The organism is Sinorhizobium sp. GQ132 (assembly GCF_059758575.1).
On record NZ_JCAXDX010000007.1, the window covers coordinates 302,240 to 316,297 of the forward strand.

General features: G+C 61.5%; 15 protein-coding genes and 3 pseudogenes. 9 read left to right on the forward strand and 9 right to left on the reverse strand.

Annotation, left to right across the window (positions count from 1 at the left end):
* Positions 1-268 precede the first annotated feature (268 nt).
* Complete coding sequence (locus AC6CIG_RS19765; RefSeq protein ID WP_498323606.1) at positions 269-1,555, forward strand: DUF2254 domain-containing protein; 1,287 nt, start codon at positions 269-271, stop codon at positions 1,553-1,555.
* A 40-nt stretch (positions 1,556-1,595) separates the two neighbouring features.
* Here the strand turns inward: AC6CIG_RS19765 and AC6CIG_RS19770 are convergent, their stop codons facing one another.
* From AC6CIG_RS19770 to AC6CIG_RS19780, 3 genes are read right to left on the reverse strand one after another with little or no spacing between them, the layout of a single operon-like run.
* A complete protein-coding gene (locus AC6CIG_RS19770) occupies positions 1,596-2,117 on the reverse strand; it encodes a hypothetical protein (protein WP_498323607.1) in 522 nt (173 codons plus the stop codon).
* On the reverse strand, positions 2,117-2,632 hold the full coding sequence (locus AC6CIG_RS19775) for a DUF421 domain-containing protein (RefSeq protein ID WP_498323608.1): 516 nt from the start codon (positions 2,630-2,632) through the stop codon (positions 2,117-2,119). The genes AC6CIG_RS19770 and AC6CIG_RS19775 overlap by 1 nt, the downstream gene beginning before the upstream one ends.
* Complete coding sequence (locus AC6CIG_RS19780) at positions 2,629-3,078, reverse strand: MgtC/SapB family protein (RefSeq protein ID WP_018096601.1); 450 nt, start codon at positions 3,076-3,078, stop codon at positions 2,629-2,631. The genes AC6CIG_RS19775 and AC6CIG_RS19780 overlap by 4 nt, the downstream gene beginning before the upstream one ends.
* 236 nt (positions 3,079-3,314) lie before the next feature.
* Here AC6CIG_RS19780 and AC6CIG_RS19785 point away from each other — a divergent pair, with 236 nt between their 5' ends.
* The 4 genes and pseudogenes from AC6CIG_RS19785 (at position 3,315) to AC6CIG_RS19800 (ending at position 6,195) form a co-directional block, all read left to right on the forward strand.
* Entirely contained in the window at positions 3,315-4,025 is a 711-nt protein-coding gene (locus tag AC6CIG_RS19785) for a LysM peptidoglycan-binding domain-containing protein (protein WP_411934084.1), read from the forward strand.
* Between the two features lie 366 nt (positions 4,026-4,391).
* A complete protein-coding gene (locus tag AC6CIG_RS19790; RefSeq protein ID WP_498323610.1) occupies positions 4,392-5,012 on the forward strand; it encodes a hypothetical protein in 621 nt (206 codons plus the stop codon).
* A 93-nt stretch (positions 5,013-5,105) separates the two neighbouring features.
* Positions 5,106-5,480 (forward strand): annotated as a pseudogene (locus AC6CIG_RS19795) (type II toxin-antitoxin system VapC family toxin); the annotation flags it as partial.
* A gap of 325 nt (positions 5,481-5,805) precedes the next feature.
* Positions 5,806-6,195, forward strand: coding sequence for an ester cyclase (locus AC6CIG_RS19800; RefSeq protein WP_498323611.1), 390 nt, complete (start codon positions 5,806-5,808; stop codon positions 6,193-6,195).
* A 92-nt stretch (positions 6,196-6,287) separates the two neighbouring features.
* On the opposite strand, the gene AC6CIG_RS19805 is transcribed toward AC6CIG_RS19800, so the two are convergent.
* Positions 6,288-6,671 (reverse strand): type II toxin-antitoxin system VapC family toxin, encoded by a 384-nt coding sequence (locus AC6CIG_RS19805; RefSeq protein ID WP_498323612.1) that lies wholly within the window; start codon positions 6,669-6,671, stop codon positions 6,288-6,290.
* Positions 6,668-6,868 (reverse strand): type II toxin-antitoxin system VapB family antitoxin, encoded by a 201-nt coding sequence (locus AC6CIG_RS19810; protein ID WP_018096606.1) that lies wholly within the window; start codon positions 6,866-6,868, stop codon positions 6,668-6,670. The genes AC6CIG_RS19805 and AC6CIG_RS19810 overlap by 4 nt, the downstream gene beginning before the upstream one ends.
* Positions 6,869-7,245: 377 nt before the next feature.
* Between AC6CIG_RS19810 and AC6CIG_RS19815 the strand changes: the two are divergent.
* From AC6CIG_RS19815 to AC6CIG_RS19830, 4 genes and pseudogenes are all read left to right on the forward strand, one after another.
* Positions 7,246-8,199, forward strand: a pseudogene (locus AC6CIG_RS19815) (calcium-binding protein); the annotation flags it as partial.
* Between the two features lie 26 nt (positions 8,200-8,225).
* Positions 8,226-8,348, forward strand: a pseudogene (locus AC6CIG_RS19820) (hypothetical protein); the annotation flags it as partial.
* Between the two features lie 105 nt (positions 8,349-8,453).
* The gene (locus AC6CIG_RS19825; protein ID WP_498323650.1) at positions 8,454-9,179 is read left to right on the forward strand and encodes a calcium-binding protein; all 726 of its coding nucleotides are present in this window, start codon (positions 8,454-8,456) and stop codon (positions 9,177-9,179) included.
* Positions 9,180-9,543: 364 nt separating this feature from the next.
* A complete protein-coding gene (locus AC6CIG_RS19830; RefSeq protein ID WP_498323613.1) occupies positions 9,544-10,245 on the forward strand; it encodes a class I SAM-dependent methyltransferase in 702 nt (233 codons plus the stop codon).
* On the opposite strand, the gene AC6CIG_RS19835 is transcribed toward AC6CIG_RS19830, so the two are convergent.
* From AC6CIG_RS19835 to AC6CIG_RS19850, 4 genes are read right to left on the reverse strand one after another with little or no spacing between them, the layout of a single operon-like run.
* Complete coding sequence (locus AC6CIG_RS19835) at positions 10,217-11,014, reverse strand: ABC transporter ATP-binding protein (RefSeq protein ID WP_498323615.1); 798 nt, start codon at positions 11,012-11,014, stop codon at positions 10,217-10,219. The genes AC6CIG_RS19830 and AC6CIG_RS19835 overlap by 29 nt on opposite strands.
* 8 nt (positions 11,015-11,022) lie before the next feature.
* Complete coding sequence (locus AC6CIG_RS19840) at positions 11,023-12,057, reverse strand: FecCD family ABC transporter permease (protein WP_498323617.1); 1,035 nt, start codon at positions 12,055-12,057, stop codon at positions 11,023-11,025.
* Complete coding sequence (locus AC6CIG_RS19845; protein ID WP_498323619.1) at positions 12,054-13,058, reverse strand: FecCD family ABC transporter permease; 1,005 nt, start codon at positions 13,056-13,058, stop codon at positions 12,054-12,056. The genes AC6CIG_RS19840 and AC6CIG_RS19845 overlap by 4 nt, the downstream gene beginning before the upstream one ends.
* A 22-nt stretch (positions 13,059-13,080) precedes the next feature.
* On the reverse strand, positions 13,081-13,998 hold the full coding sequence (locus tag AC6CIG_RS19850; protein WP_498323652.1) for an ABC transporter substrate-binding protein: 918 nt from the start codon (positions 13,996-13,998) through the stop codon (positions 13,081-13,083).
* Between the last annotated feature and the right edge of the window lie 60 nt (positions 13,999-14,058).

The following is a 14,058-nucleotide window of genomic DNA, read 5'->3' on the forward strand; positions in this document are numbered from 1 at the left end:
TCCGTTCGCCATGGCCGAAGCGCAGCGTCCGCTGTGGAGGATGGCTTGGGACGTGTTATGCTGTTGGTGACCGCGATCTCCCAACTCCTGAACGAGCGGACGGATCGCATCGACGGCAGGCAGCCAGGGACGGTTAGACGGCGGATGCTGGCAACTATCCGCGTTGCCTTAACGTTCTACAGGCTGCTGAAGCCTTGGCTCTAGGCGGATGGCTCTGTTCCACAGTGATTCAGGCGGAGGTGAGAGCATGCCGCGTTGGCGATGGTTGATGGCGCAGCTGACGCGCCGGCTCTGGGTGCACGCTACACTGATCGGCGCCCTGGGGGTGCTCGCCGCGATCTTCGCGGCGGTCGTCGATCGCTACATTCCCTGGATGATGCCAGGGAGGATTGGCGCCGATGCCGTCGACAGCATTCTTACCATCATCGCTTCCAGCATGCTGGCTGTGACCACCTTCTCGCTCAACATCATGGTTTCAGCCTATGGATCGGCTACCAGCAACGTCACCCCGCGTGCCACCAAGCTGCTTATCGAAGACCGCCTGACGCAGACGGTTCTCTCGACCTTTATCGGTTCCTTTCTGTTTAGCATCGTCGGCTTGGTCGTGCTCAAAACGGGCGCCTATGGCGAGCGCGGGCGTGTCGTTCTGTTCGTCTTCACAGTCGTGGTCATCACGCTCGTGGTCGTGTCGTTGCTGCGTTGGATCGACCACCTGACCCGCCTCGGCCGAGTCGGCGAAACGACCGTACGAGTGGAGGAGGCGGCCAGGAAGGCCATCGAGGTACGGCTTGCGGAGCCCTATCTCGGCGGCAGGGCCTTGTCGGACCGGGCGAGCAGCATCCCGGAAACGGCAGCCGCGGTAACGGGCGACGCAATCGGTTATGTTCAGAACGTCGATATGCCGGCCCTGTCCCGACTCTGCGACAAGCACGATACCCAGATATACCTCAACGTTATCCCCGGAACGTTCGTCTACGCCGACACGCCGATCGCCTGCATTGGAGCAAGTGATGGTGATACTGACCTGGGGGCGCTCCGCAAGGCGGTGCGTGCGGCGTTCTCGATCGACGACGAAAGGTCATTTGATCAGGACCCGCGTTTCGGCCTCGCCGTAATGAGTGAGATCGCCTGTCGAGCCCTCTCTCCAGCGGTCAATGATCCAGGTACTGCGATCGATGTCATTGGCCGCTCGACCCGGCTATTAAGCATCTGGGCGCACGGGCGGGCCAATGGATCGTATCGGGATGAGCCGAAGCATCCAAATGTCCATGTGCCACCGCTCGCCACCGCGGACCTGTTCGAGGACGCATTCATGGCCGTGGCGCGCGACGGCGCAGGCCTGATCGAGGTGCAACTGCGGATCCAAAAGGCACTCCTGGCTCTCGCCCGCATGGGTGATGCTGACTCCAACGCTGCCGCTCTGCGTCAGTCGCGCATCGCCTTTGATCGCGCGGCCTCCTCTCTCCCCTTGGAGGCAGATAGGGCTCGGCTGCACGAGCTGGCTGTCGAATTCGGTACAGCAGCGGAATATAGGGGCGGCCACAAGCCGCTGTGAGATCCGGTCTGGGAAATTGGGGTAGGGCTTGGCAAACGATCTATTCAGAGGTGTCTCCGGTGACGGCGATCCCAATTTTCCGCCCCTCGCCATTGGCGAACATCGCGAAGCCGATTTGTGTCGCTTCAGAGCTAAGACGTGTCCCCCCGTTCTGCGGGTCCTGGAGCCACTGATCAACGAAGTAGCGAATGTCGGCAGCGGTAGGTTTCGCGCCACAACCTCCGCATCCGCCCGCTACGACTTCAATTTTCTTCCACCGGGTTTCAGAGTCGGCTGGTAAAAGGTCGTAAAGGCTGTCCGGCTGCTTCATGATTCTTTCCCCGGACTCACCCTTCGGCAGGAGACGCTGAGCGACTCTGTTGAGCGCGCCGCTTGCCTTCACGGGAACGAGACCCTCCCGTCGGCGCTCCCTGTTTATAATTCGCACGGCAACCTCCACCTGCTCGGGCGGGGAGAGCTCTGCAGCTTCTTCGTCGGCCTGCAGGGCGAGGGGAACACCTGGGCCGGCAAAGGTTTGCACGGCAAACTGCCTGCCGCGATGCAGCTCCGGCTGGGGTGCCATTATGCTCTCCTTTGATCGGTAGCGCCGGTGCCAGAGATGCCGTTCTGAACCACACTCAAGGAACCGTCAGTCTCAAGCATGACGCATGCGGCCTCTTCAACCGTGACGAGCCCATATTGCCGAACGGCGGCATCTATCTCCTCACGCGTGATGCGTTGGCTCTGCATCGCGTCGTCCAGGCAGACACCGTTTCGAACCAGCAATGTTGGCTCGCTCTTCACCATCTCCCGGACCCACTTCGAACGAACCGACAACCATGTGATTGAGAATTGCAAGCCGACAAGCAGCGCGAGCCCGATCGCCCCATCGGCGAGAGGGACGCTCCGGTCCATCAGTACAGTCGCGAGCGTCGATCCCAGGGCAACGGTGATGACGAGATCGAATGCATTCATTTTGCTGAGCGTTCGCTTTCCGGAGACACGCAAGACGACGACCAGAAACGCATAGGCTGCGCTGCCTACGATGATGATCCGCAGAAGGCTCTCCCACCCGTGAAACAGCATCGACTCACTCATCCGCTGCTCTCATCTTCGTCGCTACGAATGCCGAGATATGCCAAGGCCAAAAGGCTGATGAGATTGATGAGGCTGAGCACGATAGCTATGTTGAGGCGTCCCAATCCTACCGCGGCACCAATGGCACCGGCGTTCCAGATGCTCGCCGCGGTAACCAGCCCCTTCACATTGCCCCGTTGCTTGACGATGGCACCGCCACCTATGAACCCTATACCGGTGATTACGCCTTGTAAGACGCGTGCCTGAGCTTCCGCGGCCCCTGGAGAATTCGTGTCCACCAGGAGCGCGAACCCGCAGGCAGCTACCGACACGATGGGGAGCGTTCTGAAGCCGACGCTGTAGCGGCCCCGACCGCGTTCCCACCCGATCGGAAATGCCAGAGCGAAGGCGATTGCGACGGTCACCACGTCAACAAGCAGCCGTTCAAGATCGAGCCCCAGTTCCATCATCTCCTTCCCACGGGTCGCTTGGAACCAAACCTCCGTTGCAGGTGTAGGCGCCGATTGAACGAGCCGGGAAGATCAAACCGGGTTTTGCCGGATTGGTTCCGGCCAACGCCGGTAGCGCAAACGGTAGTCCTCGCCGTGGGCGCCTGATTCAGGCAATCACAACGGCGTGTGCCAGGAACCAGAACGGCCAAGCTCTGTTAGGTCGACGCAAAATCAGTCAGAGGAGGCGACGGATGCCGCAATTGAAAGTCAAACTATGCGCGCTCGCTGTGACGCTTTTTGCCGTTTCGCCGACAGTCGCTGCACAGGTGTGCGGAAAAACCGAGGTGGTGGACGAGGGAGAGACGCTGGAGCAGCTCGCGGCGCGATGCGAAACGACTGCAGGTGCTGTGCTTTCCGCCAACCCCTCTCTCGACGCCGGTGATATCCGTGCAGGGCTCCAGTTGAAGATGCCGGAATCCGCAGAGGGTGACTGGCTGAGCCGCGCAAGACAGGCGGTCACCGAAGCAGGTGAACGCGTGAATGAGGCTGCGGAAGCTGCGGGAAGGTCGGTTTCAGATTACCTTTCCGACCAGCCGGACCTCAACCGGGACATTCTGGAAATGGGCGAGCGGCTCGGTCTCCCGGGCGTCTCAACCAGCCAAAGTCGGGGAGCCGAGCTGATGGTCGTTCCGAAAGATGTCGGTCCCGGCGATAACGTGGACCTCAATGCAAACGGCCTGCCGGGCGGGGTCGAGGTGACGATCGGCGTGCGCATCGGCGAGGAGGCGGATTTCCGAACCATCTCCCGTGCGCGCACTAACGAAGCGGGATTGTTGGAGGCAACAGTCCCCGTTCCTGAACAGGCACAAAAGGGAGAGAAGATCGCCTTTGCCGTCGAGACGGTGGACGGCCGCGTCCGTGTGGTTTCCGAACCGTTCGACGTTGGTCCTACTGCCGACTGATGTCGACGCTGGTTCTGTCTGGTCACAGACTTGCTCGCCCTTACCCGCAGCAAGAGTCTTCCACGACGCTGATTGCGCGCCGGGAAACGGCGTATGCGGTCTCGCCAGTCAGGAAAACCTTCTTCCGAATTGAAGGTGTGCTTCAGCCAGCTCTGAGGCCCGCTTCTTCCCCGGTCGTTGGGTGCGGGTGGAGACGGCCGGGCAGCCATTCCCCGTAATGCAACACAACGGATGTTCAGCGGTTACAGGAGCGAGCCCTCGCCCGCCGCTGGGGCTTCCATGCGATTGGATCGCTCACCGCCAAATGGCATTGGCGTCCAAGGTATTGGCGACACCAAAGGATCGCACTTCCGCCGGAGAAACGGGATGCAGTGGATTGAAGATCATCGCGAACTTATCACCGCGCTTACCGGGCTGGGGACCCTAGCCGTCTGGGTGGTTTACCTGCAGGTGTTCGTCAGCAACTATCGAAGGCAGCTCCGCGCCACCTTGTTGATTACGCGCGGCGCGGGAGCCGGATTGGACGCTCACTGCTTCCTCAGCAATATGAGCTCGGGACCAGTCCACGTGGTGAGCGTGCTTGTTAAATTGGAGACCACTGCGGGGTCGCTCATCTGCCCTGTAACGGACATGCTGCATCCGGAAGGAGAGGCTCCGGCCGAAGCTCGGCAGCGCACGCGGCAAGGCCCTTTAGGGAGCGGCGAGATCAGGGATCTGGGTTCCTTCAGGACCCTGATGCGCCACGCGCTGCATGCCGAATCGGAAAGCCCGCCTGCCGGCGAATGGCACAGCGAAGTTCGCTCCATCATGGTCGAAATCGTGGGCCATTACGGCTCGGAAGACCTTCCCATCGGCGCGCGCAGAGTTTTCGTTGTGCTCGAAAATGCCGGCGGACCGGTGATCCGTGGACGAGAGCTACAAACGGAGCAAATCAGAAACAGGCGGGACAGAAGAAGGCTGATGGCCGATTTGGAACGTGATCGTTGAGCGTGTTCCCGGCATCGCATCATGTATCGGATGGAAAGCTGCGGTGCCGGACATCGCCATTGAAACCCTGGTGCACGCGCTGGTCCCGTTCGGGGTGACGGCAAAGCCGATGCCAATGTCGTCGCATGGATCGGAGCGGAAGATGCATCGCGCTTTTTCCTTTCGGCGATCACAATTCTCGAACTGGAGCGGGGTGTACTTGGGGTACACCGCCGAGACGCCGCACAAGGCGCTCGGCTGCGTTCCTGCCTCGACAGTCACGTGCGTCCGGAGTTCGCGGGCCGTATTCTGCCAATTGACGACGCGGTTGCGACACGTTGTGCCCACCTGCACATCCCCGACCGGCGCAATGAGGCAGACGCGCTGATTGCGGCGACGGCTCTGGTTCACGACATGACCGTTGTGACACGAAACACCGGAGACTTCGAAGGCACCGGCGTTGTTATCGTCGATCCCTGGCAAGGCTGACCTTTCACTTATCCGAATACAGGCGGTCCCTGGCCGGGCAGCTCGATTGCTGGATGGCCGGATCGAACCCGTTCAAGGCGAGGGATAACTCACCGAAGCGGCGGGCGCATCTGCCTGTAGCCGATCGTCCGCGGGGCGGAGAGCCCGAAGAATAGAGCTAATGCGGCAGCCGGCGACTTTGCGCCGCAAAACCGGAGACACTGGTGGATCAACTCCTATGGGAAAGACCTTGCGGTCGCCCTGCCAATTGCCGGATTGGAGGATGCGGCAGTACGCTATCTCTCGACGTTTGAAGCCGCGTTGCGTGCGCCTATTGGAGGAAATTATGATCGGAGACCTCGCTGACACTTATCGTGCCTACCTGGATTGCCTTAATCGACAAGCCTGGGACGAGCTTGGTCAATTCGTTGACAACGATGTGCGGCATAACGATCGCCTTCTAAGGCTATCGGGCTACCGGGAAATGCTGGTGCAGGATTTCGTAGACATTCCGAATTTGCAGTTCAACATTCAACTGCTTGTCTGCGAACCTCCGCGCCTTGCTGCCCGGCTTTCATTCGATTGCTCCCCGAAAGGCGAGTTCATGGGTCTAAGCGTCAATGGACGTCGAGTGTCCTTCACGGAGAACGTTTTCTACGAGTTCGTAGGATCGAAGATCCGCTCGGTATGGTCGGTAATCGACAAGTCCGCAATAGAGGCCCAGCTCCCATACTAAAAAGAGAGAGAGTTGATCAACGACCGCTTCGGGTGCGAAAACGGTCCTGACACCACCATCAAGAGCAACGGCCATGGCCTCTTATTCAGTGTTCAGCTCCGTGTATGGGCGGGGGTGTGCAGCGACGCCCCCGCCTTTTCCGCCGCTGCCCGCAAACGCTTGTCTCTCGTCCACAAAGCCACTCGCCGATCGAGGAGAACCGAGGCCAGCAAATGGGCATCCGTGTAGCCGATCCCCATGCTGAAAATGGCGTGGCGATCAACCATCATCATGACCTCGTGGTGCGTTGCGACGAGTGCTTCGCGCTGAGCCATCAGGAATGCTATCACGCTACTGCGTTCCCGAAGACTGCCGAGTGCAAGCTCTCCGATCACGGCCGGATGGCAGAGGAGACGATCGTCCTCAATAATCCTACGCAGCTCGGCATCGGTATGCCGGAAATGATCAATCCAGATTGAAGTGTCGGCAAGAATCACTTGGCAGCTGCGCTCCGGCGGCGTGGAGCTGCCTCCGCATCCGGCATAGTTCCCCCGAGCGCGATGAGGCGTTTTCCTGACTCCACACGGACAAGCGTCTCCAATGCCTGGCGGACCAGAGCGGCGGTTTCTTTCGTGCCGGTTAGGGACTTAGCCCTTTCCATGAGAGCGTCGTCGAGGTTGATAGTCGATCGCATCGTTCGGGTTCCTGATTTTGGTGCTACAAATAGCACCATTTGGTGAAGAAATCTACGCCTGGATTGGCCATTGTAGCGACCGCATCGGCCGCACGAGCTTAAGGCTGGCTAGGGCCGAGGGTTCGATTCCGCTCAAGGCGAGGGATACAGGTCGATCTTCCCGAACTCCGGAGATGCCGAAGTGTAGCGGCATTCGTGCTGGAGAGGCGCTTTTGTCTTCAGTAATTTGTTTCAAATTTCGATCATAATTAAATATAATATCAGATTATTATTACAATTGAACTTGCAGAGAAGCGGAACTATATTTCCGCGATCAACTATGAGGTATCAGCCTGTCTATCCGGACGCCTCGTGTCTCAGCTGGGGGGAGCGGTTTCATGACGAAGATCGTGGGGACGGGCGGGGGCGATACGCTGCGCGGGACGGACGAGACGGATCGCATCTGGGGCCTTGCCGGCAATGACGACATCGATGGCGGTGGCGGAGATGACCTTATCGATGCCGGTGCGGGAGACGACGTCGTCAGGAGCACAAGCGGCTATGACCGCCTCGACGGTGGCGACGGCGACGACCGGTTGATCCTCGCCGGGACGGGCGGCGCGGTCACCGGCGGCGCTGGCCACGATACCCTCGCCGTCAATGCCTCCTTGGCGACGGAGGACGTGATCTTCAACGGTCCGCAGGGTCACGCCATGATCGGCCGCGATCCCTCGACGGCCCAGCATGTCTTCTTCCGGGATATCGAGCGCCTTGAGCTGCTCACCGGCAGTGGAAATGACATCGTCTACGGCAGTACGCGCGACGATGTCATCGTGACCGGTGACGGGTCCGACGCCATCACCACGACGCTGTCTTCGGCTATGATCGATGGCGGCGCCGGACGGGATTTGGTGACAATCGACAATTCCGAAGACGCGGATGGCGTCACCATCGACTTCGCCGCGGGCAGTGCATCGACCGGCACGGTCCTGCGCAACCTCGAGACGGCCCGTGTCTGGACCGGAAGCGGCGACGATACGGTGATCGCCGGCGGCCTCGACGATCTCTTCGCCAATACCGGTGCGGGTGACGATCGAATCGAAGGCGGAGACGGCAACGACAACCTGAACGGCGGCCTGGACAATGACGTCTTGTCGGGCGGAGACGGCAATGACGGCCTGAGCGGCGATGCCGGCAATGACCGCCTCTTCGGCGGGGCGGGGATTGACGGCCTGTCCGGCGGGAGCGGAGCCGACACGATGTCCGGCGGCGACGGGGATGACAATGTCAGAGCGGGAGCCGGCAATGATATCCTCGAGGGCGGCGCCGGCGATGACAGAATGGACGGCGGCTCTTTGGCGGATCGGGCAACGACATCGTGGAAAGCTTCGACGGTCGCGACGTCATCGACGGCGGCGATGGCGACGACCGGATTTCGCGTTTCTCCGGCAGCGGCCCGGCAACGATCAGAGGCGGCGCGGGGAATGACCAGATCCGGGCGTGGGGCTCGGACAGCGTCGACGGCGGCACAGGGGATGACCGGATCGGAGCGGGGAGCTCGGGCAGTGTCGACGGGGGGGAAGGCAACGATCACCTCGCGTTCGAAGTGTCCCATCTGCTCGGGCCTGTCGATTTCGACGCGACGCGTGGATCGATCTCGACCGGGCTGACATGGACCGACATCGAGAGCTTCACCGTGTCGAGCGGGAGATTGGGCGATCTTGACGATACGCTGCGTGGCGCCGACGGGGCTGATCAGCTCTCAGCCGTTTTCGGTGACGATCTTCTGGAAGGACGGGCCGGAGACGACCGCCTGTTCGGTGGCGATGACAACGACCGCCTGCTCGGCGGCGACGGCGACGACTTTCTTTCCGGCGATTTTGGCGACGACCGCCTGCTTGGCGGCGCCGGCTCCGACGATCTGCGGGGCGAAGCTGGAGCCGACGATCTGAGTGGCGGCTCGGGTGACGATCACTTGTGGGGACATACGGGCAGGGACCGGCTGTCAGGCCAGGAGGGAGCCGATTATCTGCACGGCGGCGGCGATGCTGACATCTTCCAGTGGTCTGTCTCGTCCCTTGAGACCGATAGCGTCGACCGCATCGCGGATTTCAGCGCTTTGGCGGGCGACATCCTCAGCTTCGCCATCGACGCCGATGGCGAGATCGCATCGATCCGCAGCTACGCGGATTTCCTGGCGGCCGCGCATGACACGCAGGACGGCGTCTTCGTCATGCTCGACGGGTTCCACGATGCCGGCATCCTGATCGAGGGCGTCACCCTCACGGAGATTTCGGCCGAGAACCTGTCCTTCACCGAGTTTTACTTTTGAGGCGCATGGCGGTGCCCAAACCGGGCATGTCAATTGGCGTCGATTGGAATGTGGCGCTCACCGTGAGGTGCCGCCCAAACGAGTTCAGCCTTCCTCCACGAGGCGGTTGCAGGCCGTCTTCCCGGGATGTTCACGTCCTGGGCTAAGAGGATCGCATGCCGCGCCACTCATGAGGGCCGGCGATTGCGATGATCGTAGCTCCTCGTCGCGACTCCGGCATGCGCTCCGAATGCCGAAGGGCGGCGTTGTTATCGGCGGCACTCATCCGGAATATCGAGGTCGAATTCATTTCGATTTGACCTATCCACGTCGTTCTGGCGACCCTATGAGAGTCGCATCAGAAGAATCGCACGGGAGACGGCATATGAGCCATGAGGCACAGAAAACCATCACCACATGGTACGTCGACCTGGACGCGGAAGACAGGATGGCGGACGGACACGCCCCGATCTGGCGGCATCTCGTAGGGCTCATCGTCGAGCGCGATCTTTCGGAAAAGAACGTCCTCGACTTCGGCTGCAACCAAGGCGGCCTGCTGCGGCATCTTTATGCGATCAGGCCGTTCCGCAAGGCGCTCGGCATCGACATTGCAGAGCAATCCATCGCAAAGGCCGAGACTCTCAAGGGCAACATCCCCGTCCAACACGCTGTTGGTGGAACGCTCGAAGGCTGGGTCGACGAGTTCGATCTCGCGATCAGCCATGAGGTCATTTACCTCCTCGAGGACATCGACGCCCATGCCGCGGACATCTTCAAGGCTCTGAAGCCCGGTGGAGTGTACTATGCCGTTACCGGTTGCCACACGGACAACCCGCTCTGGCCGAAATGGCGCGAGCTCGTGGCGAGGCGCACGAACACCGTCGTCCAGGATCGCTCCATTTCCGATTACTGCCGCGCCTTTGCGAGGGCTGGCTTCGAGGTCTCCGGCCGGAAGCTGGAGTATGACGGATACATTCCATTCGTCGAGGATGGCTGGACTCCGGATTTTGCCGATGCCCTGAACTATTACACTGAGACCAAGATCGTGTTCCGCCTGATCAAGCGCCGGAACGCAGGAAGCGCGTAAGCTCGACGTCGAAATGCGGCGGCTTGTCCGGGGCAACCTCGACGAACCGCCCCTTCACCCGGAATGTCTTTTCAATCAGGCCGCTTTCGGCCAGCGCCTTCGGCTCCCCGTCGAAGCGCAACTCGCCTTTCTCCAGCAGCGAGATGCGGTCGCTGATGGCAATCGCTTGGTTGATGTCATGAATCGCCATGACGATCGTCACGCCTTTCTCTCGGCTGAGGCGATGGACGAGGTCCAGAACCTCCACCTGATATCCGATGTCCAGGAATGACGTCGGCTCGTCGAGCAGAAGGATGGCTGCCTCCTGCGCCAGCGCCGCCGATATCCACGCCCGCTGCCGTTCGCCGCCTGAGAGCTCCTGAAGCGTTCGATTCGCCAGACGCGTAAGGCCGGTGCTTTCAAGCGCCCATTCGATGGCCGCCTCGTCCTTATGGTCGTAGGAGCGGAAGAGCCCGACGTGAGGAAAGCGCCCCTGCCGCACAAGCTGGGCGATCGTCATCTCGTCGGGGGCGGAGGGCTGCTGCGGCAAGAAGGCCAGCTTTTTGGCCATGGTGCGCCGCGACATCGAAGTCACCGCGACATCCCCGATCTTCGCCTGCCCCTCCGCGGGCCGGATCAAGCCTGCCATTGCCTGTAGTGCCGTGCTTTTTCCAGAGCCGTTCGGCCCAATAAGGGTGCGGATTTCGCCTTTCTCCACCGATAGCCGAAAGCCGTTCAGCGCCTTCCGGCGACCGTAGTTAACCGATAATTGCGTACATCTCAGAGGCATGGGCGATCTCAGGGAGCTTTGCGTACAAGGGCGAGCAGTACCGGCACCCCGACGATGGCAGTGACCACTCCGATCGGCACTTCTTCGGCTTGCCCGACCAGACGACCAATCAGGTCCCCGAGGGTGACGATGACCGCTCCGAGGACGACCGTCAGGGGAAGCACCAGCGGGAAATCTCGCCCTGCGAGGAAGCGCGCCAGATGCGGCACCATGAGCCCGACGAAAACGATCGGGCCCACTGCCCCCACGGCGCTTGCGGAGAGCGTGCAGGATACGAGCAGGGCAAGCGAAAACTGCTTGCGATAGGAGAGCCCAAAGGAACGGGCGACAGCGGAGTCGAACTGCAAGAGGACCAGCGGACGATAGATCAGAGGGAGGGCGGCCAGGCCGGCGATCGTAAACGGCAGCAGGAAGATCGCGTGATCCCATGTGCGCGCATAAAGGCTTCCGGAGAGCCATTCGAGAATGATTTCGATGCGGGCCGAGCCCCAGCCCGCGATCAGTCCTATGGCGAGCGCGTGCAGAACCGCCCCAATCGCGATCCCGCAGAGGGTGATCCTCAGCGGACTGAGGTCGAGCCGGAAAGCCATAATGTAGATGACTCCTCCCGCCGCGATGCCACCAACCATTCCCGCCAGCGGCAGCCATGCGATCGGCAGCTCGGCCACGGTGTTGGAACCGGGATTAAAGATGTAGACGGTGAACAGCAAGAACGCTGTGACCGTCAAAGTCGCGCCCTGCGACACCCCCATCAGTGACGGATCGGCGAGAGGGTTTCGGGTAATCGTCTGGAGCAATAGCCCTGCGACGGCGAACTGAATCCCGGCAAGGATGCCCGTGACGATACGTGGCAGACGGATGTCGAGAATGATCGAACGTGCTTCAGGCGAACCGCTGCCGGCCAGAACCGAGGCGACGTCCGCTGCGGGAATGTCGACCACGCCAAGGAGCACAGCGGCGACGAACGAGAACAGGACCAGCAGAATGACCGCGGGCAGGAGCCACGGTTTCGGTCGGGTAAGGCCGAGCGGGACTGGAGTCATGCGGTCGTTCCCTCGATACCGACGCGTCCTCGCTGGATGAGATAGATGAAAATCGGCCCGCCGAGAAGCGCGGTGATGATGCCGACGGGAAGCTCCTTCGGGATAGCAATGGTGCGAGCGATGAAATCGGCGCAGGTCACCATCAGCGCCCCGATGGCCGCCGTGAGCGCGATCTCAAACGCAGTTCCCGAGGGCCGCAGGAGCCGGGCGATATGCGGGGCTGCCAGACCGACGAAGGCGACGGGGCCTGCAACGGGGGCGACGCCCGCTACCGGACAGATGCCGAGAAGCAGCAGGACGGGTTTCCAGAAATGAAGCTGCACGCCCATTCCGGCGGCGGCGTGATCGCTCAGGGCGAACATGGCGATTACCCGGTGCAGCGACAGCGCTCCCACTACCCCAAGGCCCACCCAGGGAAGCATATGGATGAGGTGCGACCAGGTGCGTCCGGCAAAGCCGCCCGACAGCCAGAACAGCAGTGCGGTCGATTGCGGCCCCGCCAGGAGCAGCATGTAAATCGTGATCGCCCCGAGAAACAGCGACACGCTGACGCCCGCGAGGGCGAGATGAAGCGGGCGCCCGGTTCCGCCGCGTGCCACCCAGAACGTCACCCAAGCGGCGGCGAGACCGCCCGCGAGGCCTACGAACGGGTAGTAGGCGGATGAAAACCATGGCAGCAAGACGAAGCAGCCGACGATGGGCGCGACGGCGCCGGCGGTGACGCCCGTAATCCCCGGATCGGCGAGCGGGTTGCGGGTGAGTGCCTGCAGCAGATAGCCCGAGACAGCGAGGCCCGAACCCGCGACGGCGGCCGCCAGGCTTCGCGGCAGCCTCAGGGTCCAAACCAGGATCGACTCGATCTTGCCGTCGGGAGCAAAGAGCACGCGCAGAACGGCGTCGATGGAAAGTGTCCGCGCCCCAAACAGCAGCCCGACGAGGACGATCAGCAAGGTCGCCGCGAAGACGAGGCCTATGGATATGGAGGATTTCCGGGTGCCCATCGCCGTCGCGATCGCTCGTCCGCTATTTCTGAGCCTCGGCGGGAATGATCCTGGCGGCTTCCGCCTTCACGTCCACGGCAGGGAAGACGTCGGGATAGAGGTAGTGGGCGGCCTCGCGCAGAACGATTTCGCGCGCGATGGGGCCGTTGGTCTCGACCCACTGGTCGCCGACATAGAACACCCGATTGTTCTTGACGGCCGTCAGTTCCTGCCAGATCGGGTTGTTCTCATGCGGGCGATCGGGGCCCGAGTCGTAAATAAAGAGGACTTCAGGGTCTTTCTCGAGCATGGTCTCCAGGCTGAGATCGACGCCGAATTCGCCGCCCGGCGTCATGTTGCCGGCGATGTTCTCGCCACCAATCGCCGCGACGATGGACGCAGCCGTGTTCTCCGTGTGGAATGCGAACGGCGTCTCGCCACCCCACATGATCGCGAAGCGAGGGTTCACCTCCTTCGGAGCCCCGGCGGCGAATTCCGCTAGGTGCTCGCGGAACTCCTTGTTCAACTGGAGGCCGCGCTCGGGCTTGCCGAGGATCTTCGAGAGCTCGGCGATCTCACGGTCGCTCCCGTCCAAAAGCTCCATGTTGTAAGCGACATAGGGGGCGATCTTCTCGAGGTGCGGCGCATTGCCGACGGTGTAGCGGCGGATGGCGACGATCAGGTCGGGCTTGGCTTCCGCAAGAAGTTCCAGGTTTGGCTTGGCCCGCTGGCCGATCTGCTTCATGCCTGCCGTCATGCCGAGGAGGAAGTCCGGCTCCCGTCCCGCCGTCATATAGGTGCTCGCCACGGGCTTGATGCCAAGGGCAAGAGCCACGTCATCCGCGAAGTAGGAGATCGAGGCGATGCGTTTCGGCTGAAGCGGTACCTCCACCTTCACGCCACGGTCGTCGGTGATCGTCAGCGTCTTGCTGTCCTGGGCGTGAGCGGGGCCTCCTGCCATCACTGCCAGAAGAGCAGAGAGAATTGCGATTCTACGTGCGTTCGCCACGGCGATGTCCTC